This window comes from Lederbergia lenta NBRC 16444 (genome assembly GCF_001591545.1).
Taxonomy (GTDB): Bacteria; Bacillota; Bacilli; order Bacillales; family Bacillaceae_C; genus Lederbergia; species Lederbergia lenta.
Genome location: NZ_BCVC01000015.1, coordinates 1 through 23,070 on the forward strand (window position 1 = coordinate 1; position 23,070 = coordinate 23,070).

The following is a 23,070-nucleotide window of genomic DNA, read 5'->3' on the forward strand; positions in this document are numbered from 1 at the left end:
AAACTTGCTCACTGCTTTCTGACAGCGACTTTATTAATATAACATTTATCCGATTGATAGTCAATCACTTTTGTGAAAAAAGTTTTAAAGTCTTTTCACAAAAAGCTTTATTGATCTTGCGGACGACTAATAATATACCATGTCCAAAATTAAGTTGCAACCTTTTTTTTAAAAAAAGTTTTAAAAAACACCTCTAATGCATGTTTCCTCCATTAACTACATACATAATAACAAATATAACTAACCAAAGGAAGGTGTTTCTTACAGATGCTCACTAATATTGCTTTTGGTATTACTATAATAATGACGCTTTATTTATTCTCGTACTCTTATATAGAAGCTCTTCGTATTTCCAATACTGAAGAGAAGGTTTTTGGAGGGACATTTATCTTCTCTTCTAGTATGGCTTTTGTATTTTCTGGTCTCTGTTATTTATTCATTTAAAAAATTCCACTTATTTTTATTGATGTAATACTTTTTGTTTCCTGTCATCATATATAAATAGTGATACACTAATTATTATGATTAGCCCTCCTCCTATTTGGGTCCACATGATTTTTTCACCCAAAATATAAAAAGCTAACACTGCTGCTCCAACAGGTTCAAATAATATAGCCATAGAGATCGTCGATGTACTAAGCCACTTTACAGACCAATTGAAAAGCGTGTGTCCCATTAATGTCGGCACAACAGCAAGCAGCAAAAAGTAAAACCAATCAGAGGCTGGGTATGGATATAAAGTATCATTTGAAATAGTTATTACATAAATTAATAAAACAATTGAACTTATTAAATAAACAAGAAATGTATATGTAATAAGTGATATTCTTTGCCTTACATTCTGTCCAAATAACAAATAGGCTGTAATTAATGCACAGGCAGCCAAGGCCAGAAAGTCTCCGTATAAAGCTGCTCCGCTAATTCTGAAATCTCCCCAACTGATAATAATACTCCCAAGAACGGCCACAATTGCACAAACCACCGCTTTAAGAGAAAACTTTTCTTTAAAGAAAAAAAATGTGCCGATAAATGCAAATAGAGGTTGAAGTGTGACCAAGACTGTAGAACTTGCAACCGAAGTATAATTTAAAGATTCAAACCAAAGTATAAAATGAAATGCTAGGAATATTCCTGCAATAATAGTATAAAACCAATCTTTATTTGTTATTGCACGAAGTTCGTGGAGATATCGCGGAAAAAATATCGGTAACATAATTATTACGCTAAAAAGCATGCGATAAAATGCAACGACTCCTGCCTCCGCTGTAGAAAGCTTTACAAATATAGCGGATGTAGAGACGGAAAAAACGCCAATTGCCAAAGCTACATAAGGGTTCATCTTAGGTGTATCCATCATTAACTCCTTTACTGTGTTTTTCTCTTTCATGTGCTAAAATCATTCTATCTTTAAGTTTCGTGATATACCATCATTAGTTATAAAAAAATTTTAAGGGAAGTGGAGCATTGGAATTAATAGACTATAATCTATTATTAAAATTAGGGATTTCTGCATTATTAGGACTTATCATTGGCCTTGAGCGCGAGTTAAAAAGAAAACCACTAGGTTTAAAAACAAGCTTAGTTATCTCAATCATAAGTTGCCTTTTAACAATCGTATCTATTGAAGCAGCTTATATTTTCCCCGGAAATGATGATATACGCATCCAAATGGATCCTTTGCGATTAGCTGCTCAAATTGTTTCCGGTATCGGTTTTCTCGGCGCAGGCGTCATATTAAGAAGAGGAAATGATCATATTTCCGGACTTACAACTGCTGCTTTAATATGGGGAGCAGCCGGGATTGGAATTGCGGTTGGCGCTGGATTTTTTATAGAAGCATCTGTAGGCGTGATATTACTCATAATAAGTGTCGAACTTATTCCATTCTTATTAACAAAACTAAGCCCAACAAAGCTAATGAAAAGAGATTTAATTATTAAGATTACCGTCAGTAAACCAGAAAGCCTAGAATCCGTCCTACAAAAATTAGTAGAAGAAAAAATTATTGTTACCCATACACGCATTAAAGATTTACGCGAAGAAACCGCACATATGTTAGAACTAAAAACGAGAGTAAACGCAAAAAGAGCAGTAACCGAAATTTATTATTCTATCTCCAATATCAATGATGTTCAACGTATTGAGATAATTAGCTAAAAAATCTTCTTGCACTTTTTTTATTTCTTATTATAATAGAGATTGTAGTTCGATTTGCAATTGGGGGCTTAGCTCAGCTGGGAGAGCGTTTGGCTGGCAGCCAAAAGGTCAGCGGTTCGATCCCGCTAGTCTCCATAACTAGAACCCTGCACTTGCAGGGTTCTTTCTTTAATTAATTTGATAATAGAATTAAATTAAGCGTGTCTACACTCCATTTTGAAGTTACAGACACGCTTTTATTCTGTTTTGATATCTTTTCCTCCCACATATAAAATGAATCAGCTAACTCCATTGGAATATCACCAAGAATAGTATAGTGTATTGGTTTAGCTCGATTAATTTCAATTTTCAACAAGACCAAGCTTTTGTTGAAAATTGTGTCGGATTACTTCCACTTCAATAATCTTATCTCGTACTGAAACAAATAAAGATGTGGTCAGACTACCTACTTTAACTTGGATAAATCGATCCTTTAAAATATAACGTGTATAAACAAATCAAGCTTTCTTGTTACACGGATACATACAAACAAAGCAATAGATAAAATCCGCCAAGTTTGCTCTGCATTCTGAACGTTAGGCTTGAAACAATCGTCGATATAATCCAGAACCAACGTGGTGAAAATAAACGTATCCAACAAGATATACCTGGAAGGTGACTCATCTCTTCTGTCACCTCATACGATGGTAAAATTTCTGACATCATTTCATATCTGCGTTTAACAAGCATGAAGGGATAAAGTGAATTAATCTCGGAAGGATCTTCAATTTTAAAACCACTTGTACTAATTATTTGACTTCAGCGAGGGCGAGCATGCGTTTCATTGACGATTATGTAATTCAAATTGCTTGAACTTTACCTTTTGAAAAGAATGTCATCAGAACGAGTCGATGTCAAGCATATCTTCATTACCAAGCATATATATCATTTTAAAGTTCTAGCTGTATTCATATTCCTCTTCTAATTTAAGAATAATTTAAGAATACTAGAAACATAAAAAAAAGTGGATTGTTTTCCATCAAATAACCCCTTATGCTTTATTAAAAATAATTATTATTTGATTATTGCAAATGTGATTCCCCTGCATATAATACAACGTAAGAGTGAGGATGAACAGCTCGTCCATCAAGTTGTTATTCCATGTATTTAGAAAGGGGGTCATTGATTTGAAAGCTTCCTTAGGTATCTGGATAGGTTGGCTAGCAATTCTTTTAGCGGCTTTAGGATTCTTTTATGAACCTTACGGGTTAGGTGGCAGCGCCTTTGTTTTAGGTCTGATTTGTCTAACTTCCCCTCAAAAAGTATTGGCTTGGAGTGGTATCACACTCGGAGCACTTGCAGTTTTGTTTGCATTATTTTTATAGATAGAATATAAGAGATGAAGGCATGTCGGCCTTAGCCGCACATGCCTATTTTAATATATATTATTTTATCCGATTGTAGAAGTTTACCTATTCGCAATGCATCTTCCAAATAGACTAAATTAATTTTTCTCAATCATCAACAACAATATATGTCGCTTGGACTGGTCCATGTACGCCGACAATAAGATTCATTTCAATATCAGCACTGTTACTTGGTCCAGAAATAAAACTTACACAAGATGAAACTTCTCTTCCCTGCTCATTCGCTTCATGAATTCTATTTGTTGCTTGTGTGATCCGTGGAACGAGTGTACTCTTTGGAATAATAGCAACATGAACCCTCGGTAATAGACTAATTGTCCGGCTATTATTTTTATCATTAAACAAAGTTAATGTACCTGATTCTGCAAGTGTAATATCGCTAAATGTAATTCCTATATCAGCCATTTCAGCATACACTTGATTTTCCTTTCCTCTCGTTGAATCCCAAATCCGAATATGAATGCCCTTCTGGTGAAGTTCCTCAAAAATAGCAGGTAATCCAAATTCCTCATTGCGATGATCATTCACAGCGATAAGCTTTTTGCCAGCATATCCTTCGATTACTTCCTTTAATGTTTCAGACAATCCAGCTTTATCCGTCCGCTTAAAATCTGTATGTATTGCTATACATTGTCTCTCTAAAACATCGACTAGTTGATCTGCTGAATAACCTTCGTATACGTCCCATTGTGGACTTAAACTCCATTTCGGCCTCTTCACTCCTTCTGTAAGACGAGGTCTTCCGAGGCTTTTAGCCACGTTGTCTAAAAAACTATCCCGATTTTGAATGGTCATAGCGATTTATCCCCTTTTCGATGTTCTTTAAACCAAGAGCGAAAGGACTGTTTACTCGGAGCTGGAAAATCACGCGATGTCGTCCATCCTTTTAATGGTCCTGGTCCATTAGACACTTTTTCATCCTTCGTCCACGGTTTTAAAGCCGTACGAGCAACTTTCGCACTTAGTTTATATGCCGCAGGATTAGTGGACCATTTTACAAAGCCATTCATCGCTAACTTTTCACCTATTGGTGCCATCTTTTCTCTTTCCACAATTATTTGTCGATGACGAATTAATTGCTCGTGGAGTGGAATTTTTACAGGACATGCATCCGTGCAAGCAGCACATAAAGTAGATGCATAAGGCAATTCTTTATGATTTTCGTATCCATCAAGTAGTGGGGTAAGTACTGCCCCAATTGGACCTGGATAAATCGAACCATATGCATGTCCTCCGATATGTCGATAAACCGGGCATGCATTGATACATGCAGCACAACGAATACAGTGAAGTGCGGATTGGAATTCCGTACCTAAAATCTTCGACCTACCGTTATCAACGATAACCAAATGATATTCTTCCGGGCCATCAACCTCTCCCTCTAAACGCGTGCCTGTAATTGCAGTGATATAGCTGGTTAACTTTTTACCTACTGCTGATCTCGTTAGTAAGCTAACTAAGATATCTAGTTCTTCCCATGTCGGGACAATTCTTTCCATCCCCATAACGGAAATTTGCGTATCTGGTAATGAGGTTGCGAGACGCGCATTGCCTTCATTCGTTACTAGTGTAATAGCTCCAGATTCAGCTACAGCAAAGTTACATCCAGTTATTCCAATATCTGCAGATAAAAAGTCTTTCCTTAATTGCTCCCGTGCAAATAAAGCTAGTTCTTCAGGAGAATTCGATTTATCATATCCTCTTTTCTTGGAAAAGGTATCCTTAATTTGATTTCTATTTAAATGTAATGCAGGGGTTACTATGTGGGAAGGTACGTCTCCATCCAACTGTAATATCCACTCTCCTAAATCTGTTTCAATTACTTCTGACCCTGCTTCTTGTAATGCTTTATTTAACCCTATTTCTTCTGTAACCATTGACTTTGACTTAACGACTTTCTTCCCATTTTTTCTTTTCACAACTTCTTTAATATATTCATTAGCATCTTCTGCTGTTTCAGCAAAAAATACATGCCCGCCCCGTTTGGATACTTGCTCACTTAATTGTTGTAAATAATAATCAATATGTTGTAACGTATGTGTTCTGATTTCTTCCCCTAACGAGCGCCAATCTTCCCAGTTACCCAGTTCTTCAGCTGCATTTGCTCGACCACTTCTGAAACGGCCTTGAGCAGAAGCAACAGAACTAAGCATGAAGTCATTTTCAATTCCTTCTTGAACCCGATTATCAAATGAACCATTACCGATACGTATGCTCATCTCATTCACTCCTTTGATTTAGCGATGATTTAAAATCTCAGCAAGGTGAATCACTTTTACATTTCGTCCTTCTCGCGATAAACGTCCACCGATATTCATTAAACAGGCCATATCGCCACCAACTAAATACTCCGCTTCTGTTTCTCCTACATGATCCGCTTTTTCTTGGACCATCTCTCCAGATATCACAGAATTTTTAACAGAGAAAGTTCCACCAAAACCGCAACAGTCCTCTCCTTGCGGAAGTTGAATAAGTTCCACACCTTTCACATGTTCTAATAGTTGTCTTGGTGCATCTTTCACTCCTAATAGTCTCGTCATATGGCAAGATGGATGATAGGTAACTCTCCCTGTGAAATTTGATCCGACATCGACTATCCCTAATACTTCAACAAGAAATTGTGTAAGTTCGAATGATTTGGCAGCGAGCTTTTTCGCTTCACTTTCCCACTCTGGATCCCCTTGAAAGATATTTTCATAATCTCGTAACATTGCTATACAGGACCCCGATGGACCTACTACATATTCTGAATGTCGAAAAGCCTTCATCATATATTTCATCGTTTCTTTCGTATTCTCTAAATATCCACTGTTATAGGATGGTTGACCACAGCATGTCTGCGCCTCTGGAAAATCAACTTCACATCCCACTCGTTCTAAAATTTCAACGGTATCTTTTCCAACGTTTGAAGCAAAAATGTCACACATACATGTGATGAATAATGAAACTCTCATCTCGTTCACCCCTATTATCTTTTAAAATTCATATATTTACCAAGTGACTTTTCAACATTAAGTAAATGCTCTAGCATATATTTTTCTGCTAGTTCCGGTTGCCTGTCTTCTATCGCATCATAGATTAATTGATGTTCTTCGATTAATCTAATGGTCTTTTTCTCCGAGTATATTAATATCTCCCTTGTTTCACGCAATACATTCACCATTATTTCAGAAACCGACCGCATTAAATGAATAAGAATCTGATTATGCGTGGCGCGTGCAATTGCCATATGAAAACGCATATCTGCATCTTCCCCAACTCCATCAGATTTTTTTAAACTCTTCATTTCATCAATTGCTTCCCTTAACGGTATTAAGTCTTCTACTTTATGGTGTATCGCTGCCGAACTTGCAGTACCTATCTCAAGAATCTTACGTACCTCATACAATTCTATGGCATCTTCCGCTTTCATTAACAAGCCTGCTGTTATAGGTAATGTAAAGTTGGATGCATCAAATTTCGTTACATACGTCCCTTCTCCTTGACGCATTACAACTAGTCCCATCGCTCGCATACCGCTAAGAGCCTCTCTAATAGCAGAACGGCTCACATCAAAAATTTGTGCTAGCTGCTCTACAGAATCTAGTTTATCTCCCGGTTTCAATTCACCTGTTTTTATCATTTTGATAAGTGAATCCGTTACTTCTTCATAAATCTTTTTCGTTTGAATTCGTTTATTTCCCATTCCGCTCTCCTCCACACACAGGATATATATTCATTCTATCGAATAAAATAGTAAATAGTGATACGAATTAGATTTTACAAAAAAGTAAGTATTATAAATCCGCCAATACCAGCCAAGAGGCCGTAAAGCAAAGCAGGAATGAATGTTTTTCTTATGATATCGCCTTCTTTTCCTGATAAGCCAACAACGGCAGAGGCTGCAACAACATTATGTACACAAATCATATTACCAGCAGCGGCCCCGATAATCTGAAGCGCTAAAATAAGATCCGAATTAATCCCTGTCTGAATAGCAATACTGTGCTGAACCGGTGAAAAAGTTAGCGTGGAAACAGTCGCACTCCCTGTAATAAATGCGCCTAATTCTCCAAGGAATGGAGCAACAAAAATCCACATAGATCCAAATGTACTTGATAAAGCTTCAGCTATATATTGCGGCATACTGATAAGATCTTTAACATTCATTCCAGAGTTTGTAAAAACTTGTACTAATGCGAGTGTAAATATTAATGAGAAACCTGCATTCTTAATTGAACGTAAAGATTCTTTTGATGCTGTTACGAAGTTATGAAAAGACTTCCGTTGAATGAAAACGGCTAATATGGCAGCTAAAATAAGTATTGTTCCTGGTGAGTATAAAAACTCCCAATCTGATGTTACTCCACTAAATCCAAGAATATTATTCCAAGATAAATCAATTGCATTTTGAGCAAAATGTTTAATGCCTGGAACAATGCGTGTAAGGAGCAAAAGTATGACTACTACAAGATAAGGCGACCACGCTGTTATTAAACCCATATCTGATTTAGTCTTCTTAAATTCAAATCCTTTTAATAATGCATCTGCCCACTCTGTTTTTGGTAATAGAAATCCTTTTTTCGCCGTAACGGTTGCAACGATTAAACCTGTTAGTGGAGCTAAAATTGATACAAACTCGGGACCAAATAATGATGCGTATAGAAACGCAGAAGAGGTATACACGATACCAATTAATAAAGACCATGGTAGTAATGGCAATGCATCTGTTATCCCCTTCTTCTTACCGAAAAATAGAGTTAATACAACTACAAGAGCAAACGGAAGTATCGTCCCGATAAAAAAGTCAATCATTGTAATTTTCACACCAACGGAATGAAATAAAGCCGCGTCGGATCCCGTAATATTGCTTAAACCTACATTAACTGGAGTACCAACTGCACCGAAAGGAACAGCCGTACTATCGGCTATTAAAGCGATTGTTGCCGCTGCCATCGGATTAAAACCTAACGCAAACAGCAATGGACCGGTAACTGCAGCTGGTGTACCAAACCCCGCCGCACCTTCAATTAATGAACCAAATAAAAACGCAATGATTACCACTTGAACACGCATATCGCCAGAAATATTTCGAAATCCTTGATTGATACGATCAACCGCACCTGTATGAGTAAGGGTATTCAATAACACGATCGCACCAAATAAAATCAAAAGAATAGTAAACGCTTTATGCGTCCCTTGCAAAGTAGAAGCTAAAATAACTTTACCTTCCAGCCCCCACACTGTAAGGGATAGTAAAATAACTAATACTGCACTATAAAACATTCCTTTAAGCGCTGACATTCTTAATATTACTAATAAAATTAATGGTGCAATAATTGCTGTTAATGCTACAAGTAATAACAAATCGATTCCTTCCCCTCTGGGATACTCCCATCTTATCATAAGGTCATCTGATGACCTACATAAAAAACTTACTTTTTACCGATTGTTTTTATGTAATCGCTTTCATCAATCAGCTAGAAAAAACCAGTTCTCACATCCTACTTACATATATATCTAATAATCCATTAAAATACTAACATATCGGTAATAGTATTGCAATATAACAAATAGGACTCACGGTCACTGTGGGAAAGGTGTACATTTGCATTGCTCAATAAAAGTAACGATTGCTCGTCACCGTTTATCGATCGTATTTTTTGTGCCGCTGTATAACCCATTTGCAGCCAGTCCTAACATCGTGCCGACAAGGATACCTTGTTTAAAATCGAAATTCGCAACATAGACAATACCAATCACGATTCCTAATGCTAGTGCAATAAATGGTAATATTCTTTTATTGACACCTGCCCTTTTCATCAGTTCAACTAGTCCAATAATGAGTGGAATAAGCGCAACATCATATATTTCAAACATTTTATCACCTCCTCATGTATAATATGAACCTCTAGTTCTTCTTGTAGCGGCATTGTACCTACATTTCACACAAAGAAAAACGGATTATACCTATGATGATTCAGAGGTATAATCCGTTTATTTTTTAAACCTATTTTATTAGAAATCGGAATATTATTGCGGCAAGTAGCCGATTAAATGTTCAAATTCATCGTTCGTTTAAGCAATGATGTAGTAGACCTAATTGTACTGTTTTACTTTTCTTTTAGATGCAGCTTTCTTATTAGTTAAGTAACCTGCGCCTAAAACAAGAATGGTAATCACAATGACGATTAAATAAGTAACTATCCCCGAAGTGACACCAAAGAAATCAACTAACCGCTTGTCCCTTAATATCATTTCTCCTGCTGTCCAAGCAAGAATTCCTGATCCAACATAGCTTATCCAATTATATTTATCCATTACTTTTACAATAAACTTTGAACCAAAAATCATTATTGGAATACTAATAGCAACACCAATTGCAATCATGCTGATATGACCATTTGCTGCTCCAGCAACAGCGACAACATTATCAAGACTCATGACCACATCTGCGAGTATGATCGTCCCAATTGCTTTCATTAAACCATTATGGGCCGATATATGAGCGTCTTCCTCCCCACCTACAAGTACTTTATAAGCAATAAATAAAAGCAATGCTCCACCAACAATATCAACAAATGGAATCTTTAATAACCAAACAATAATTATTGCAAACAGAATTCTTAAACATACTGCTCCAGTGGTCCCCCATAAAATTGCTTTATTCTGGTGTTCTTTCGGCAAATTTCGTGTTGCCATTGCTATAACGATAGCATTGTCACCAGATAAAATAATATCAATAGCAATAATTTTTAACAGCGCAAATATTGCTGTAGAAGAGATTGTAATTCCAAGGATTGTTGATGCTAATTCCATTCTAACTTCCTTCTTTCGATGTAATATTAATTGGTATAGTATAACATACCCTATTACCTTACTTATAAATATAATAGCTCACCTTTTTAATAATCCTTTTCTTGTTTAAAGCTAAAAGTGTTCGTATACATTAGAATGTCTGTCCAATCGATAATACATTTTTTAATATGTTAATTATTAAGGTCGGCCGACTTTAAATATAATAAGGAGTGATTAATTTGTATTATGATGAGGATTTTGTCGAAGGCACTTCTCGCATACGACCGAGCCGGAGAAGATTGGTCTGTGAATGCCGTGAAGTACGTGCTGATCGTGATAGAGATCGTAACACTGTTGTTGTCGTGATGTAAGAGGCGATCGCGATGATGATAGACGACACAGAGATGGCTTTATCTGTTTTCGTTTTTAGTAAATAATGTTTTATTGAGTTTATCTAAAGAAGCGAAAGGTTACTTTCTAAAAAAGTAATCTTTCTTTTTTTCTTGGATAATAAATGGTCATTATAACCAGTATGTTTGTCCAATCAACAATTATCCTTCTTTAATATGTTAATAACAAAGGCCAATTGGCTTTTAATAAATCTTTAAAGGAGTGAAGAGTACATGTGGTATGAAGATGACTATCAAGATTATACAGATGATGTTGGCAGCAGACGCAGACGGAGAAAAAGATTGGTTTGTGAATGTGTCGAAGTCAGAGATGAACGAGATCGCGATCGAGATTGTGGTTGCGGAAGATCACGCGAACGACATTGCGGATGTTGCGATGTAAGAGATGAGCATGATCACGATTGCAGATGCGGAGACGTAGAGGGCGAACGTGATCATAGACATTGCACAGGTTGTGTATGTAACCAGCTGAAGAATCTGGCAATGGGTACTACAATAGATATTACAACAACAGGCTTAAATAATTTTGCTACCGTAACATTCAGACGTTTTGATAGAAAAACTTGTTGCGCAACATTTATGCAGGGAGCCGCCGAAATTATCGTGGATTGCAAGAACATCCTAGCAGTTCGCTTTCCTTAATAATTATTTAAAGGCTTTTCAATATTGAAAAGCCTTTTTCTAAATTTTCAAACTTCTTACTAATAAGAGATAAGCGTTATTATTATACAACACCTTTCCTCCCTCTCCTAAGTCCCCTCTATGTAGTCATTTAGATAGAATAATTACACCTAATTTAAATTTATTTGTCTCTTTTAGGCCAGACCATCACTCAAAAAACTCCATTTATTCGTATGCTAATTCTAAGTATATTAAAGGGAGTGAAAATCATGGGTTGTTCTAAGTATAAGAAACATCGTAACGATTATGATGATTATTACGATGAATATGAAGATGATTCATATTGTTACAAATACTATCATTATGAACATGAGAAAGATAAATCCAAGGATTGCGAGATGGATCATCGCAACGAATTTTGTTTGGAAGAAACTTTAGAAGCTATTTTGAGGGCACAACGAAAAGCGCAAAAAGATCAAGAATGCAAAACTTCATGCAAGGAATCTATTAAGCAACTAGTAGGGGAGTCACATAAAACAAAAAATAATACTATTCCCTTCATACTCTATAATACTAATTCCGAACCTTTTAAAGCAAGTGGAGTAACTACTCTTACATGTTCAACAAAACATAAAAAGTTTACTTGTACCAATTCCTTTGTGTTTAAAATAAAGGATCTAAAGGATCATTGTGCTGTCCTTGAGCTTTTGATATTTAAAACTGATAAGAAATGCTCAAATAATCCTCATAAGAAATGTTCTTGTAAGGATATATGTTCGCCCTGTTGCCAAATAGATCATAAAAATGTAGATGATCTGGTAAGTACCGGAATTTGTATTAATGTAGATTTATCATGCTTTTGTGCTATAACATGCTTGCCAGCAGTATATTTAAAATGTCACTAATTAATTTTACCTCCATCAGCAAGAGTTTAATCTTTTAATCTCTTGTTGATGGAAGTATTAATTCAAACCAAATTAATTTAGGGTATTTTTAACCTCCGAACCCTTCCAGTATTTCTTCTACTTCTTTCAAATCTAATCCTATATTCCCCTCTTGAGTAACAATCGGATTAGCATCCAAATTAAACTTTTTATCTGAAGTTTGAGTCTGTTGCATCATTTTTTTTAATTCCGATAGTTCTAATAATATTTCCTCAGCTCTGCCATTCATAGATTTAGGATGGAGATAACTATTTAACGCTGATAATACAAGATGGATAAGTGTACTGTTATTGGCATGATATTCAATTTGTTCTTGAATTCTCGTAGAAACAAGTTGATGTTCCCCTGTTTTTACATCAATAAACTGCTGGGGAATCGTTAATGCTGTTTTATTAATATAATCTGTATAAATTTTAGACATTTTTATCCTCCTTAACTTAACTGTTAGAGGAAATATAAGCTTCGTTTTTCTTTTCTTCTATTTGTATTTGCTTCATCTTTGCAAGAATCATCAATCCAAGAACATTCAACTTTTCCATCTCATCTGGAAACATTAAATCAATTGGACGTCCTCTTTCAGACCAACTGACCGCAGCTTCTTGAATTTCTCTTTGTGCCAATTTTGCCGCCCCACCTACTGCTATATACCTCGTAGCACCCTTAATCTCAGGCGAGCTACTACGAATACGATCAAAGTGCTCAAGATATTTTATGGCCATAGACTTTAATTGAGGGATAATATATTTACTTATATCCTTTTTTACACCAGCAAAAGGTTCGACATACCATTCAGATTGACCAAGTGCTAATTTTTCCTCCAACTCAGCTCGAGAATCGAATTTATACATTTCGCTTTTACTAACTTTCTGAATAATATTATCCAGAAATGGATTGATCCCGAATGTTTCCCCCTCAATAGAAGCTATAGGCTTATTATTTTTAATTCCAACAAAATCTACGGAGTCTCCTCCAAGATCACCGATAATCACTCCTTTACTTGATTCATTAACAAGCAATTCATCTTTAATGTATAATGTATCCTGATCTCTCGTCATCCCAAGATAAGCGCATGCTCCCTCGGCGCCAATAATTACATCTTGCACATGCAGTTTAACAACCAATTCCTTAGGTTCCGGAATTCCTGGAACCTTATGAAAAATAACTGTATGAGTGCCAATCAAACGTTGCCTAAAATTGTCTTTTTTCTCTTTATATTGTGTAGTAGGAAGTGATACAGCTAATTGATCAATCGAATAATGTACTTCATCTTCTTCACTTAATTGCGCCGCGTGATAGGCCGCAAGACCAAACAGTAAAATATATGTTCGATCTTCATCTACCTTTTGATTATTCTTAGCAGTTAAACTTACATTCCTCTGCCTTGCTGCTGATTTCCCTATATAATATATTTCTCTTTTGTCAAATATTGCCTGGCTTTTCACTTCAACAATAAGGTTTTCTTCAAACTCTACATCATCTTCCTCATACGGTTTCTCAAAAAATTCTTCATCATATAAAGCAATGGCGTTAGGGATTTGGTACTCACCATCTGTCCATTGGTCAGAAACCATAGCCTTATACCAACTGTTTCCAATATCAATGGCAAGAAAGTTATGTCTATCCATATTTTCCTCACTCCTCCTTTTGAATCCTATGCATCCTGGGCATCCTTGTGCCAGTACCTTTTATTTTTAATCACCTTATATAATCAGAATTTATTAAATTACGCCAGTAAGAATAATATATGTAATAAAACATCAAAGGTAATCAAAGGATTTTATCCATCAAATAGTTAATCAATCAAAAGTATAGGCAGTTGCCTAAACATAGACTTACAACTTGCATAGGATGCAATACATTGCTTTGAGGAGGAAACAAAATGTCTGATGCAAACAAAAAAGAATTAGATTGCAATACATCAATAAATCAATGCGAATGTGAAAGTCACCCCATTCACCCTAATGTAAGTATTGGTAAAATTATTACAAAGGTCCCTGTAGTTTTGGCAGAGTTAACACTGCAAACGAATGTAGATGCATTAATAAAATTTCCAGAACCAGTATTGGAAATAAAAGATATTAAAAAACACGTTAAATTAATACAATGTAGATTACTTTTGCCGACAAACAAATTATTTGTAAAAGGATTTATACGCAAAAATATTCAATACGCAAGTCCAAGTAAAGAGATTGATAAAAGTTCACAAAATACTGTTGCTTCTGACTTACATTCACTCACTGTTGATGTACCTTTTCATTGTGTCACGGAAATCAAACACTTCTTAACAAGACCAGTGATGCCTGAAATGAATAAACGCAATGAGTTTGACTTCTTTGTTTCAAAGCCATTACCTTCCGGATTTCCGGAAAAAGATGAATTTCAATCAAATGATCTCTCTCAGTTTCACCAAGAAAGTACCCAGCATTATAATGAGCTTCCGTTCTGTGAATTAATTTCAAGTAAAATTATAGAGTGGGATGAAGCAATAGATCGAAGTCCTTTGCCAAATTGCGCCCCTTTAGGAGAAGGTTATTTTACAAAACTTGAGGAGAAAATGGTACTTGATCTTTCGCTAAAAGTTCTTCAAAATCAGCAAGTTCGCATTTCTTCAGCTACGAATGATGAATGCCAAGTTGAATGTAATGACCATTGCGAATAATTCAGCTAGCATGGGCTCCTAGAAATTATCCAAATAAGAATTCCATGAAAGTAAGGAGGAGATTGGAGAGGGTGCTATCAAGCATAACTTTCTGAGTAATTATGAAAAAAAGGAAAAAATCAAATAATCATGAGCTTTTTTCATTTCATAAAAATATAGATACTTTTCCAGATGATCCTCAAAATCTCAATGACGAACATCCTTCTTCATTCGAATTTGATGAATCAGTTAATTGGGAAGATCGATATAAACTTGATAAGAAACAAATGGTTTCTAAAGAACGTTTATTAACATCAGACGATCTAGACAAACAAAATACCTCAGCTCCCTTAATTTTCCCAACAAAAAAGATAGAGGCTGATCAATTTGTACAAAACATTAATTATAATATCGAGGAAGAACAAATCATTGAAATAGAGAACCCATCCATCCCTTCTGATGATGATAGAGATGAGAAAGAACTAATTCAGATAGAACCCTCTATAGAAGAGGGTTCTCAAAAAAAGGAAAGAATTGTTTCGCTAACTAATCACTTTTCATCATTATTAGAAAACCCTTCTGATGTCCACGAGGAAACTTCCACTGCCTCAGCTGAATTTGGAAGATTAAATGAAGATAACAAACCCAAACAAAAGGAAGTTTTTTCTTTACAAGGGGAATCTGATACAGATCAGAATGAAGATTATCATACTACTGAAGAATCCTCTTCATTTCAGGATACAGATTCTTATTTCACCGAAGAATCCTCATCCTTTCAAGACGAATCAAATAAAGTTTCCGTTGTATCAAACGAAACTTTATTAGAAGAAGAAAATGCTATTAAACAGAAAAAAACTCCTCCCTTGTCGGAAGAATCTTCTACTGATCAAGAAGGGCTACTACCTATTGAATATTCTATTAGAAATCTGGATATCAAAAAAAATGATAGTGAAGATAAGTTATCATTGGTCCAATTCCCAATGATAAAGGCTCCTGTATTACTTGCTACTGTAGACGTTGATATCGATATTTGCGAAGTTGTTGATTTGATAGAACCTTTAGCTAATATAAGAAATATTGACTGGGTTATGCATTCTATGGAATCCTATTTCCCCTTATGTTCCAGTACTGGGTTTTTAAAAGGGAAACTATTGGCTAATATTGAATACTCACTATGTCAGGATTCAATCAACACCCTTCATACATGGAAGATATCTGTACCGTGGGAAAAGGTAATTAATATTAACTGGCTTCATCCACCTAACTACGCAAATAAAAGTCAAAGCGAGTTCACATTTCTTTCTCACGTCGACCAGAAAGCGCACATAATACGGGAAAGCAATGAAATGTTCGCTGAGCGAATTGAATCTGATTTGCGCAACATACATTATGTTTGGCTCCATGATGTGTCACAAAAAACAGAAGATCAAAAGCTAAATATTCTTGGTAATGCTCTTCTATCTATTGATTTATTACAACCACAATATGTAGATCTGCATTCTCACTTTTTTAGAGAATGTTGATATTAAATTTCGGCCTATTTATACTGTCTCCATACAAATTTTCAGAAAGCAAGCTTCCTTCAAATGGTTCATGGAGACAGTGATTACCTTCAGGTAATTTGAATAGCGCGGAAGCCAAGTTATCCAATATCTATTGATGAACAACAGTAAATAACATATCCGAAAAATAAGAGCACCCTAAAAAGGCGCTCTTACTTATTATTGACCAATAATCCCTTTAAATCTGTCATAGATGGTGGTTTGTGAATAGTTACCAGTCGATGACGCACCAAAGCCCATCGCGCCAGTAGGTGGAATCGTTGGAACAACTGGAGTAGGATCTTGTTGTTTTTGACTCAACTTAATTACAAGAATTACTTCCATTTTTTCAGTGATTTCGTTGAAACGGCCCCAGTTATCGAAATTATTAGTGATATCCCATTGATTTACTGCTGATGCAAGTAATTTGCAGTGAACTGGTTCATTATTAATTTCGAATGTTAAAGAGCCAAAATTGCATCGATCAGCACCGTGTCCATCACTTGCCAGTTCTCTTCTTTCTAGCACATTATTTTTGACGCTAAATTCACCGAATGGAAACACAAGAGGATTAGCGAGCTCGACTTGCTGATAGACTTTAAAAGGAACATTGACACTATAATCCCTTAGATAGCCATTACAATCTTCAGCATATTGAATGTTTTTATGCACGTATCCTTCGACAAACAGCTTAACAAAGTTTGGATTTCCAGCAACAGGAAGAGCTTTACACTGAGTTAAACTTACATTTTTTCTAATGTGTTTAATATCAGTAGCGTAGGATGGGAGATGAATATGGGCTTCTGTTAGCGACTGGATTAAAACATCCCCTAAAACGACTGTTTCTTCTAATGCTCCTGGTGTTGCAAACTGCTCTGCTTCACTGAACAGTGTATTGGATTTAACTTGATCGCAAGCCTTCTGCGGTGGACATTCTTTGTGACTGCCTGAGCCACAGTTTGTGTTTTGCTTCATTTTTTCATTACACTCCTTAAGTTTTTTTATCAAAAGCAATCGATGACTTAGACCAATTAGTCTATTAATCCTTTCTTCTTTTGACATACTTAATTATATGTAACGAAAGTAATTCGGAATGGACTAGTGTCGGTGGACTATTGCTCATTTTAAGAGCTTCCCTCACAAAGTTCCTATATACTTGATATTTGTCCTATGCAACGAAACTTTTCCTCACAACCCTTTTCCATTATCATACATTATTAGATATCTTATTATTGGAGGATAAATATGAATACAAATCCATTTGTTTCTATTATTTTCCCCGCTAAAAACGAGGGGGAAAATGTTAAAACAACACTTGATTCGTTATTTTCCACAAAAACACGTTTTTCATTTGAAGTTATTGTCATAGATGATGGCTCCGTAGATAAATGTTGCGATTTCATTGAAATGTATGACAATAAAGATCATATAAAACTCTTCCATACAAAAGGAGTTGGAGCAGCCAACGCAAGAAACTTAGGTGCCAAAAATGCTTTAGGGGAGCATTTCATTTTTTGTGACGCTCATTTGCAGTTTGAGGACTGGTGGATAGACCGTTTACTAGAGCCAATTCTTAAAGGTGAAACAGATACAGTTACTCCGGGGATTGCATCAATGGAAAACCCAGCCAGCATTGGATTTGGCCAAACATTAATCCCAAGCCTAGAAACAAAGTGGAATAGCAAACAAAGTACCTTATTTGAAACAGCTGTGATTCCTGGTGGTTGCTTCGCTATATCTAATAATGTGTTCTGGAGCATCAATGGCTTCGAGACAGGTTTTCGAACTTGGGGTTATGAAGATATAGAACTTTCGATTAAATTATGGCTTTTTGGCTTTAAATGTCATGTTCAACCAAATGTAACAGTTTTACATGTTTTCAGAAAGACCCATCCATATAAAATCCGCTTGGATGATGTTAACTATAATTTACTAAGAATGGCTTTCTCCCATTTTAATGATGTTCGTATTCAAAAATGTTTGAACATGGTTAACAAAAGAAGAAATACACTATATAAGTCACTTTTGCAACAATCTAATGTAATGGAACAAAGAGAAAATTATTTTCAAACAAGAAAATTTGATGATGATTGGTATTTTAACAAGTTTCAAATAGACTTTTAATCTATATCCCTGTCGAGAAGGGAGACATATTATGGATAATAATGACCAATTTGACCATACGCCATTAACATCGATTATTATACTCACTAGAAACAATCTTCGTTTTACTAGAGATTGTATATTTAGTATCTATCAAAATACACCCGAAAACTATGAATTAATAATAGTAGATAATGGATCAACTGATGGCACTCTTCATTTTTTAAAATCTTTGGGAAAAGCCATTATAATAGAGAATGAACAAAACAGGGGATTTTCCGGAGGGTGTAATCAGGGCTTATCCATCGCGAATGGGGAAAATATCGTCCTTCTTAATAATGATACGATAGTAACGAATGGATGGTTGGCGCGTTTATTATGGCAGCTAAATAAAGATGATTCAATCGGAATAGTTGGCCCAAGATCAAATTTTGTTATTCCAGAGCAATTAATTTCACCTGTTTCCTATAAAACAATGCCACAAATGCATCTATTTGCAAATGAAAGAGCATTAGAATACGAAAAGCAAGGTGAGGAAGTAGATTTTTTAAGTGGACTTTGCATGATATTTAAGAGAACTTTGATAGATACGATTGGTGGTTTTGATGAAAGGTTCTATCCTGGCTATTATGAAGATGCAGACTTCTGTATAAGAACTAAAATAATCGAAAAAAAACTGATAGTAGCAAATGATGTGTTTATACATCATTATGGAAGTAGTAGTTTTAAAAGGAATAAAAAAGTTCATAAAGAAATAATAGATGAAAGCAAAAAAAGTTTTTTTGATAAATGGAATATAAAAGATAATGAACATTTGCGAGACCTAGTTATATTAGAAAGACCTTTTAATAGACAACGCCATTATATTCCTCTTTGAATACTAGCTTTAAGTAAGTATAGCTAACAAAGTGATCATGCGTACTTACTCTCGACCCTCAGTTCACATAATCAAATTGGTGTGAGACAAAGTGAAACGATTCATATGGCCCCTTCTATCTATATTAGATAAAAATTTGACGTAGATCCGTTCTTTTTCCACAAAAAAAGAGAGGTTGGCGAATGGAAAGCCAACTTCTTCCACTATTCACTGTAAAACAAAGCAGTCTCGGCTACAAGTTCTTTGATAAATTGCTCCAATTTAATATTTTTATAAAATAAAATCCCTAAACCATTATTTGGTTTTACTTTACAAAAGCTTAAAGGTATATACGTTTCACTCATAAAGTCCTCTATCGCTGTTAGCACACCATTTTTTTCTCCGCCTTCAAAAGTGGCATTGAAAACGGTCTTGTTCCAAGCTTTCCTTTCTAATTCATGCTCTGGCTCAATCAATTCTGAAAAACCGGGTAATATCCCCTTTTTTTCGCTTGTTTTTTTATATTCCGCTGGTATCGAATCCGGAAAATAATACATATCTCTTCTTGCATATGGCCAATCAATATCATGTAAGAAAACAATTGGAAATTGTTTATGGTCAGAAACATTTTTCTCAATGACTTTAAGTTCATGGAAGACAGTATACCAATTATGGTCCCCATCAAGCAAAAATGCATCATATCCTTTCAACCGTTCTAATACTTTATGACTGTAATCTCTTATCGCAGTAAAGTTGCTATATTCCTTTTCTACTTTTTCCACATCAAATGAAGGTTCGGGGTCAATTGAAATTAACTTCCCTTTTCTCTTCCTACAATAATTTAATAGTTTCACCGTATTTATTCCAGATTCACTTCCTACCTCAACGATTGAAGTTACACCTTCTTCTATGAAAATCGGTTGGATTATATCGTCCCAAAATCTGTGCATCATTTAACCACCTTTACCAAGTAATTACTCTCATTCATTTATCCTGAAAAAGATGGATATTAGTACATCCATCTTTTATACATACAGTGGTCTACCTTTCAGCAGAGTGTAAAATTCGGTATCGGAAATTGGAACGGTTTGTAAATCATCCAATTTAAGATGTTTTAACTCCTGATTAGACGGTACTTTTCTTAATAACGTTTGATCAGCAAAGTAAACTTCACCATTATTTCTAACGTACAATTTACCTGCGACTAATTCATGTTCTTCAAAGGGATTACTAGCTATTGGTAACCCTTTAACCATGTCTGTAATCTGCTGATCATGTATGTTAATAATTTGCTTTAAATCTATTTTCAACCTTGAAAATATCGATTTGGAACTAAATGCATAACAAATACCTGACTTAACTAAATAAACTGCCGCCTTACTACCTTTAACATATATAGTTTTTGGTGCATGAAGTGGAAACAAACGTTTATGATCAACCACCTTTCCATTTAGGTACTGATCTAGTTCCTTATCTGCTACAACTATTACTTTATTCCACTGAAAACGAAAATATTCGAAAGACTCCTGACTAACTATCGGTCTTTTTAAATTATTTTCGATCAAATATATAGTTGGTCCAGATCCCTTCAATAGTGTTCCTTCTGGAAATATCAAATTAGAAGGATATATCCTAGTCCTATGATTTTCCGAATCATCCAATGCCCTCACAATTTGATCCATACGTTGTCTATAACTATGAATTCCAAAAACTTGAAAAGCATTTACTTTGTTTTTTTCACCTCTTTGCTTACGCAAATTATCATTATTCAATAACCACATTACTTTATTGCTTAATTGATAAATGTCCCCTTTACCAGCAAGAAGATCCTCATTGTTTGTTAAACTAAGTATCTCTCCTAGACCACCTGACCGGAAAGCAACGACAGCTTTTCCATGTGCTAAACCTTCTAATGCGGTTTGACCAAAACCTTCGTCAACTAAGCTAGGCACAACTAGAATATCTAATCCTTGATATACTTTATTAATATCTTTGACAAAGGAAATAAAATGAAACCTGTGCTTATAGTTAGATTGATTGATTAAACTAACACATTGATTAAAATATTTGATATCTGTTTTATGACCAACAATCAAAAAATCTACCTGATTAGTATTTGCACATATAAGTAAAGCAGATTTAATAAACTGTTCTAGCCCCTTATGTGCAATGATGTCCGCAGAAACATACCCGACTATCTGTTTATTTACCGCCCCTAAACCTAATTCTCGTCTACTTTCCTGCATATTCATTATGTTATTGATGTCCTCGTCCAAAGAAGGATACATGACATATTTGTTTAGCGACACTAGTTCTTTGAATGGCTCCAAAACAGCATTAGATACGCCTATTAATAAATCTGTATGATTATTAATAATCGTCAGCGATTGTTTTGTAAAATTATTTTTTGTTAGTACTTCATGAATGAGCCAAGCTGTTTTCTTACCGGCCTTCTTGGCAGCTATTGCAGGAATGACATTAACGATACTGCTTGACATAACAAACTCCGGATTTAACCTTTCAATTAATTTCGCGATCGGTGATATATATTGTTCTAACCGCTTATATTCTTCCATTAGCTTTCCATGTGGTTGCCACATCGACCACAGGCATGGATAGAACTGAACAGTTACAGGGATCCCCCTCTTCTTCATTTCCTCTGAAAGAACGCCTTCATTAGGTACAACTAAATGACAATCGAAATACTTTTGTAATTCAGACGTAAATAGAAGCAAGTATTTTTCTGAACCGGTAATATAATCTTTTGTACAGACATGGGAAAATAATATTAATTTGCTTCTTTTTCCGTTATTAACACCATTCATGATTAATTCTCGATCCATTCCATAAATTAATTTTTCAGGGTTCACCCCCCATTTTCTAATGAAGTATTTGCGATTTTCGTTTGATATGGACGATATATCTAAATTGTTTTTAGTAAAACTAGAATGCCCATAATGATGAATAAAGGTATCCCCAGCAATCAATAAGGAATACCCCGCTTGGTTTGCCCTATATGATAAATCTACATCTTCATAATTTCCCACTAAAAACTTATCATCAAACAACCCAATTTTTTCAATTAGTTCTTTCTTCATTAACATACAGACACCACTTAAAATCACAGTTTTCTTCCATTTCGCTGAGTTACTCTTATTAAAGTTCTTCGCAAATGCATGGAATTCAGCTACATTGGAATACTCCACTTCCATCGTCTGATCAGGCAAGGCCATGTTTGTCATGGGACCGACAATTCCAATATCTGGGCTGCTATATAATACCTTGCGAAGATTTGTGAGCCAATTAAGAGATACGATTGTATCGTTATTTATTAACAGGATTTCATTTCCCTTTGCCAATTTTATCCCTTGGTTACAACCTCCCGCAAAACCGGTATTCTTTTCATTACAAACTAATTGAATATTAGGGTCCTTTTGCAATTTAGTAATGGTGTCATCCTTCGAACCGTTATCTATTACAATTAATTCATATTGTTCATTTGTATATTTTTTAATACTCTCGATACATTCCTTTGTCCGTGCATATTCGTTCATCGTTAATAAAATAATGCTAGTTAGATTCATCATCTCACCTTCCGGATTACATTCTTTAATCCT

General features: G+C 35.2%; 21 protein-coding genes and 1 tRNA gene. 9 read left to right on the forward strand and 13 right to left on the reverse strand.

The window, feature by feature from the left end:
- Positions 1–460: 460 nt before the first annotated feature.
- A complete protein-coding gene (locus BLE01S_RS19660; protein WP_066146583.1) occupies positions 461–1,354 on the reverse strand; it encodes a DMT family transporter in 894 nt (297 codons plus the stop codon).
- Positions 1,355–1,473: 119 nt separating this feature from the next.
- Between BLE01S_RS19660 and BLE01S_RS19665 the strand changes: the two genes are divergently transcribed.
- The 3 genes from BLE01S_RS19665 (at position 1,474) to BLE01S_RS19680 (ending at position 3,521) form a co-directional block, all read left to right on the forward strand.
- Complete coding sequence (locus BLE01S_RS19665; RefSeq protein WP_066146671.1) at positions 1,474–2,157, forward strand: MgtC/SapB family protein; 684 nt, start codon at positions 1,474–1,476, stop codon at positions 2,155–2,157.
- 62 nt (positions 2,158–2,219) lie between these two features.
- A tRNA-Ala gene (locus BLE01S_RS19670) sits at positions 2,220–2,292 on the forward strand.
- Positions 2,293–3,323: 1,031 nt separating this feature from the next.
- Positions 3,324–3,521 (forward strand): hypothetical protein, encoded by a 198-nt coding sequence (locus BLE01S_RS19680; protein WP_197713559.1) that lies wholly within the window; start codon positions 3,324–3,326, stop codon positions 3,519–3,521.
- Positions 3,522–3,650: 129 nt separating this feature from the next.
- Here the strand turns inward: BLE01S_RS19680 and BLE01S_RS19685 are convergent, their stop codons facing one another.
- The 7 genes from BLE01S_RS19685 to BLE01S_RS19715 form a co-directional block, all read right to left on the reverse strand.
- The gene (locus BLE01S_RS19685) at positions 3,651–4,358 is read right to left on the reverse strand and encodes a LutC/YkgG family protein (RefSeq protein WP_066146592.1); all 708 of its coding nucleotides are present in this window, start codon (positions 4,356–4,358) and stop codon (positions 3,651–3,653) included.
- Positions 4,355–5,782, reverse strand: coding sequence for a LutB/LldF family L-lactate oxidation iron-sulfur protein (locus BLE01S_RS19690; RefSeq protein ID WP_066146596.1), 1,428 nt, complete (start codon positions 5,780–5,782; stop codon positions 4,355–4,357). The genes BLE01S_RS19685 and BLE01S_RS19690 overlap by 4 nt, the downstream gene beginning before the upstream one ends.
- Before the next feature lie 18 nt (positions 5,783–5,800).
- Positions 5,801–6,517 carry a (Fe-S)-binding protein gene (locus BLE01S_RS19695; RefSeq protein WP_066146599.1) on the reverse strand — a complete coding sequence of 239 codons (717 nt, stop codon included), beginning with the start codon at positions 6,515–6,517 and terminating at the stop codon, positions 5,801–5,803.
- Between the two features lie 14 nt (positions 6,518–6,531).
- Complete coding sequence (locus BLE01S_RS19700; protein ID WP_066146603.1) at positions 6,532–7,248, reverse strand: FadR/GntR family transcriptional regulator; 717 nt, start codon at positions 7,246–7,248, stop codon at positions 6,532–6,534.
- Between the two features lie 74 nt (positions 7,249–7,322).
- The gene (locus BLE01S_RS19705) at positions 7,323–8,909 is read right to left on the reverse strand and encodes an L-lactate permease (RefSeq protein WP_066146605.1); all 1,587 of its coding nucleotides are present in this window, start codon (positions 8,907–8,909) and stop codon (positions 7,323–7,325) included.
- Positions 8,910–9,182: 273 nt separating this feature from the next.
- Positions 9,183–9,422: a hypothetical protein gene (locus BLE01S_RS19710; RefSeq protein WP_066146608.1), complete on the reverse strand. Its 240-nt coding sequence runs from the start codon at positions 9,420–9,422 to the stop codon at positions 9,183–9,185.
- A gap of 219 nt (positions 9,423–9,641) precedes the next feature.
- The gene (locus BLE01S_RS19715) at positions 9,642–10,361 is read right to left on the reverse strand and encodes a TerC family protein (protein ID WP_174521751.1); all 720 of its coding nucleotides are present in this window, start codon (positions 10,359–10,361) and stop codon (positions 9,642–9,644) included.
- Positions 10,362–10,952: 591 nt separating this feature from the next.
- On the opposite strand from BLE01S_RS19715, the gene BLE01S_RS20925 reads away from it, so the two are divergent.
- Positions 10,953–11,132 (forward strand): hypothetical protein, encoded by a 180-nt coding sequence (locus BLE01S_RS20925; RefSeq protein ID WP_145981935.1) that lies wholly within the window; start codon positions 10,953–10,955, stop codon positions 11,130–11,132.
- A gap of 508 nt (positions 11,133–11,640) precedes the next feature.
- Positions 11,641–12,276: a CotY/CotZ family spore coat protein gene (locus BLE01S_RS19720; protein ID WP_066146610.1), complete on the forward strand. Its 636-nt coding sequence runs from the start codon at positions 11,641–11,643 to the stop codon at positions 12,274–12,276.
- 88 nt (positions 12,277–12,364) lie between these two features.
- On the opposite strand, the gene BLE01S_RS19725 is transcribed toward BLE01S_RS19720, so the two are convergent.
- Together BLE01S_RS19725 and BLE01S_RS19730 are read right to left on the reverse strand one after the other, a co-directional pair.
- A complete protein-coding gene (locus BLE01S_RS19725) occupies positions 12,365–12,736 on the reverse strand; it encodes a hypothetical protein (RefSeq protein WP_066146613.1) in 372 nt (123 codons plus the stop codon).
- 16 nt (positions 12,737–12,752) lie between these two features.
- On the reverse strand, positions 12,753–13,940 hold the full coding sequence (locus tag BLE01S_RS19730) for a ParM/StbA family protein (RefSeq protein WP_066146620.1): 1,188 nt from the start codon (positions 13,938–13,940) through the stop codon (positions 12,753–12,755).
- 254 nt (positions 13,941–14,194) lie between these two features.
- On the opposite strand from BLE01S_RS19730, the gene BLE01S_RS19735 reads away from it, so the two are divergent.
- Positions 14,195–14,974 (forward strand): CsxC family protein, encoded by a 780-nt coding sequence (locus BLE01S_RS19735; RefSeq protein ID WP_066146623.1) that lies wholly within the window; start codon positions 14,195–14,197, stop codon positions 14,972–14,974.
- A gap of 101 nt (positions 14,975–15,075) precedes the next feature.
- On the forward strand, positions 15,076–16,476 hold the full coding sequence (locus BLE01S_RS19740; protein WP_066146628.1) for a hypothetical protein: 1,401 nt from the start codon (positions 15,076–15,078) through the stop codon (positions 16,474–16,476).
- Positions 16,477–16,674: 198 nt separating this feature from the next.
- Here the strand turns inward: BLE01S_RS19740 and BLE01S_RS19745 are convergent, their stop codons facing one another.
- Positions 16,675–17,469: a CsxC family protein gene (locus BLE01S_RS19745; protein WP_174521752.1), complete on the reverse strand. Its 795-nt coding sequence runs from the start codon at positions 17,467–17,469 to the stop codon at positions 16,675–16,677.
- Between the two features lie 270 nt (positions 17,470–17,739).
- On the opposite strand from BLE01S_RS19745, the gene BLE01S_RS19750 reads away from it, so the two are divergent.
- A complete protein-coding gene (locus BLE01S_RS19750; protein WP_066146631.1) occupies positions 17,740–18,618 on the forward strand; it encodes a glycosyltransferase family 2 protein in 879 nt (292 codons plus the stop codon).
- Positions 18,619–18,649: 31 nt separating this feature from the next.
- Entirely contained in the window at positions 18,650–19,474 is an 825-nt protein-coding gene (locus BLE01S_RS19755) for a glycosyltransferase family 2 protein (protein ID WP_066146634.1), read from the forward strand.
- A gap of 203 nt (positions 19,475–19,677) precedes the next feature.
- Here the strand turns inward: BLE01S_RS19755 and BLE01S_RS19760 are convergent, their stop codons facing one another.
- Both BLE01S_RS19760 and BLE01S_RS19765 read right to left on the reverse strand, forming a co-directional pair.
- The gene (locus BLE01S_RS19760) at positions 19,678–20,406 is read right to left on the reverse strand and encodes a class I SAM-dependent methyltransferase (protein ID WP_111703513.1); all 729 of its coding nucleotides are present in this window, start codon (positions 20,404–20,406) and stop codon (positions 19,678–19,680) included.
- A 72-nt stretch (positions 20,407–20,478) separates the two neighbouring features.
- Positions 20,479–23,040: a glycosyltransferase gene (locus BLE01S_RS19765; RefSeq protein WP_082788843.1), complete on the reverse strand. Its 2,562-nt coding sequence runs from the start codon at positions 23,038–23,040 to the stop codon at positions 20,479–20,481.
- Positions 23,041–23,070 lie beyond the last annotated feature (30 nt).

What these genes read in the sequence shown, in the direction of transcription:
- BLE01S_RS19660 (WP_066146583.1), bottom strand. Translation starts at nt 1,354, where the DNA reads ATGGATACACCTAAGATGAACCCTTATGTAGCTTTGGCAATTGGCGTT.
- BLE01S_RS19685 (WP_066146592.1), bottom strand. Translation starts at nt 4,358, where the DNA reads ATGACCATTCAAAATCGGGATAGTTTTTTAGACAACGTGGCTAAAAGC.
- BLE01S_RS19690 (WP_066146596.1), bottom strand. Translation starts at nt 5,782, where the DNA reads ATGAGCATACGTATCGGTAATGGTTCATTTGATAATCGGGTTCAAGAA.
- BLE01S_RS19695 (WP_066146599.1), bottom strand. Translation starts at nt 6,517, where the DNA reads ATGAGAGTTTCATTATTCATCACATGTATGTGTGACATTTTTGCTTCA.
- BLE01S_RS19700 (WP_066146603.1), bottom strand. Translation starts at nt 7,248, where the DNA reads ATGGGAAATAAACGAATTCAAACGAAAAAGATTTATGAAGAAGTAACG.
- BLE01S_RS19710 (WP_066146608.1), bottom strand. Translation starts at nt 9,422, where the DNA reads ATGTTTGAAATATATGATGTTGCGCTTATTCCACTCATTATTGGACTA.
- BLE01S_RS19715 (WP_174521751.1), bottom strand. Translation starts at nt 10,361, where the DNA reads ATGGAATTAGCATCAACAATCCTTGGAATTACAATCTCTTCTACAGCA.
- BLE01S_RS19720 (WP_066146610.1), top strand. Translation starts at nt 11,641, where the DNA reads ATGGGTTGTTCTAAGTATAAGAAACATCGTAACGATTATGATGATTAT.
- BLE01S_RS19725 (WP_066146613.1), bottom strand. Translation starts at nt 12,736, where the DNA reads ATGTCTAAAATTTATACAGATTATATTAATAAAACAGCATTAACGATT.
- BLE01S_RS19730 (WP_066146620.1), bottom strand. Translation starts at nt 13,940, where the DNA reads ATGGATAGACATAACTTTCTTGCCATTGATATTGGAAACAGTTGGTAT.
- BLE01S_RS19735 (WP_066146623.1), top strand. Translation starts at nt 14,195, where the DNA reads ATGTCTGATGCAAACAAAAAAGAATTAGATTGCAATACATCAATAAAT.
- BLE01S_RS19740 (WP_066146628.1), top strand. Translation starts at nt 15,076, where the DNA reads ATGAAAAAAAGGAAAAAATCAAATAATCATGAGCTTTTTTCATTTCAT.
- BLE01S_RS19745 (WP_174521752.1), bottom strand. Translation starts at nt 17,469, where the DNA reads ATGAAGCAAAACACAAACTGTGGCTCAGGCAGTCACAAAGAATGTCCA.
- BLE01S_RS19750 (WP_066146631.1), top strand. Translation starts at nt 17,740, where the DNA reads ATGAATACAAATCCATTTGTTTCTATTATTTTCCCCGCTAAAAACGAG.
- BLE01S_RS19755 (WP_066146634.1), top strand. Translation starts at nt 18,650, where the DNA reads ATGGATAATAATGACCAATTTGACCATACGCCATTAACATCGATTATT.
- BLE01S_RS19760 (WP_111703513.1), bottom strand. Translation starts at nt 20,406, where the DNA reads ATGATGCACAGATTTTGGGACGATATAATCCAACCGATTTTCATAGAA.
- BLE01S_RS19765 (WP_082788843.1), bottom strand. Translation starts at nt 23,040, where the DNA reads ATGATGAATCTAACTAGCATTATTTTATTAACGATGAACGAATATGCA.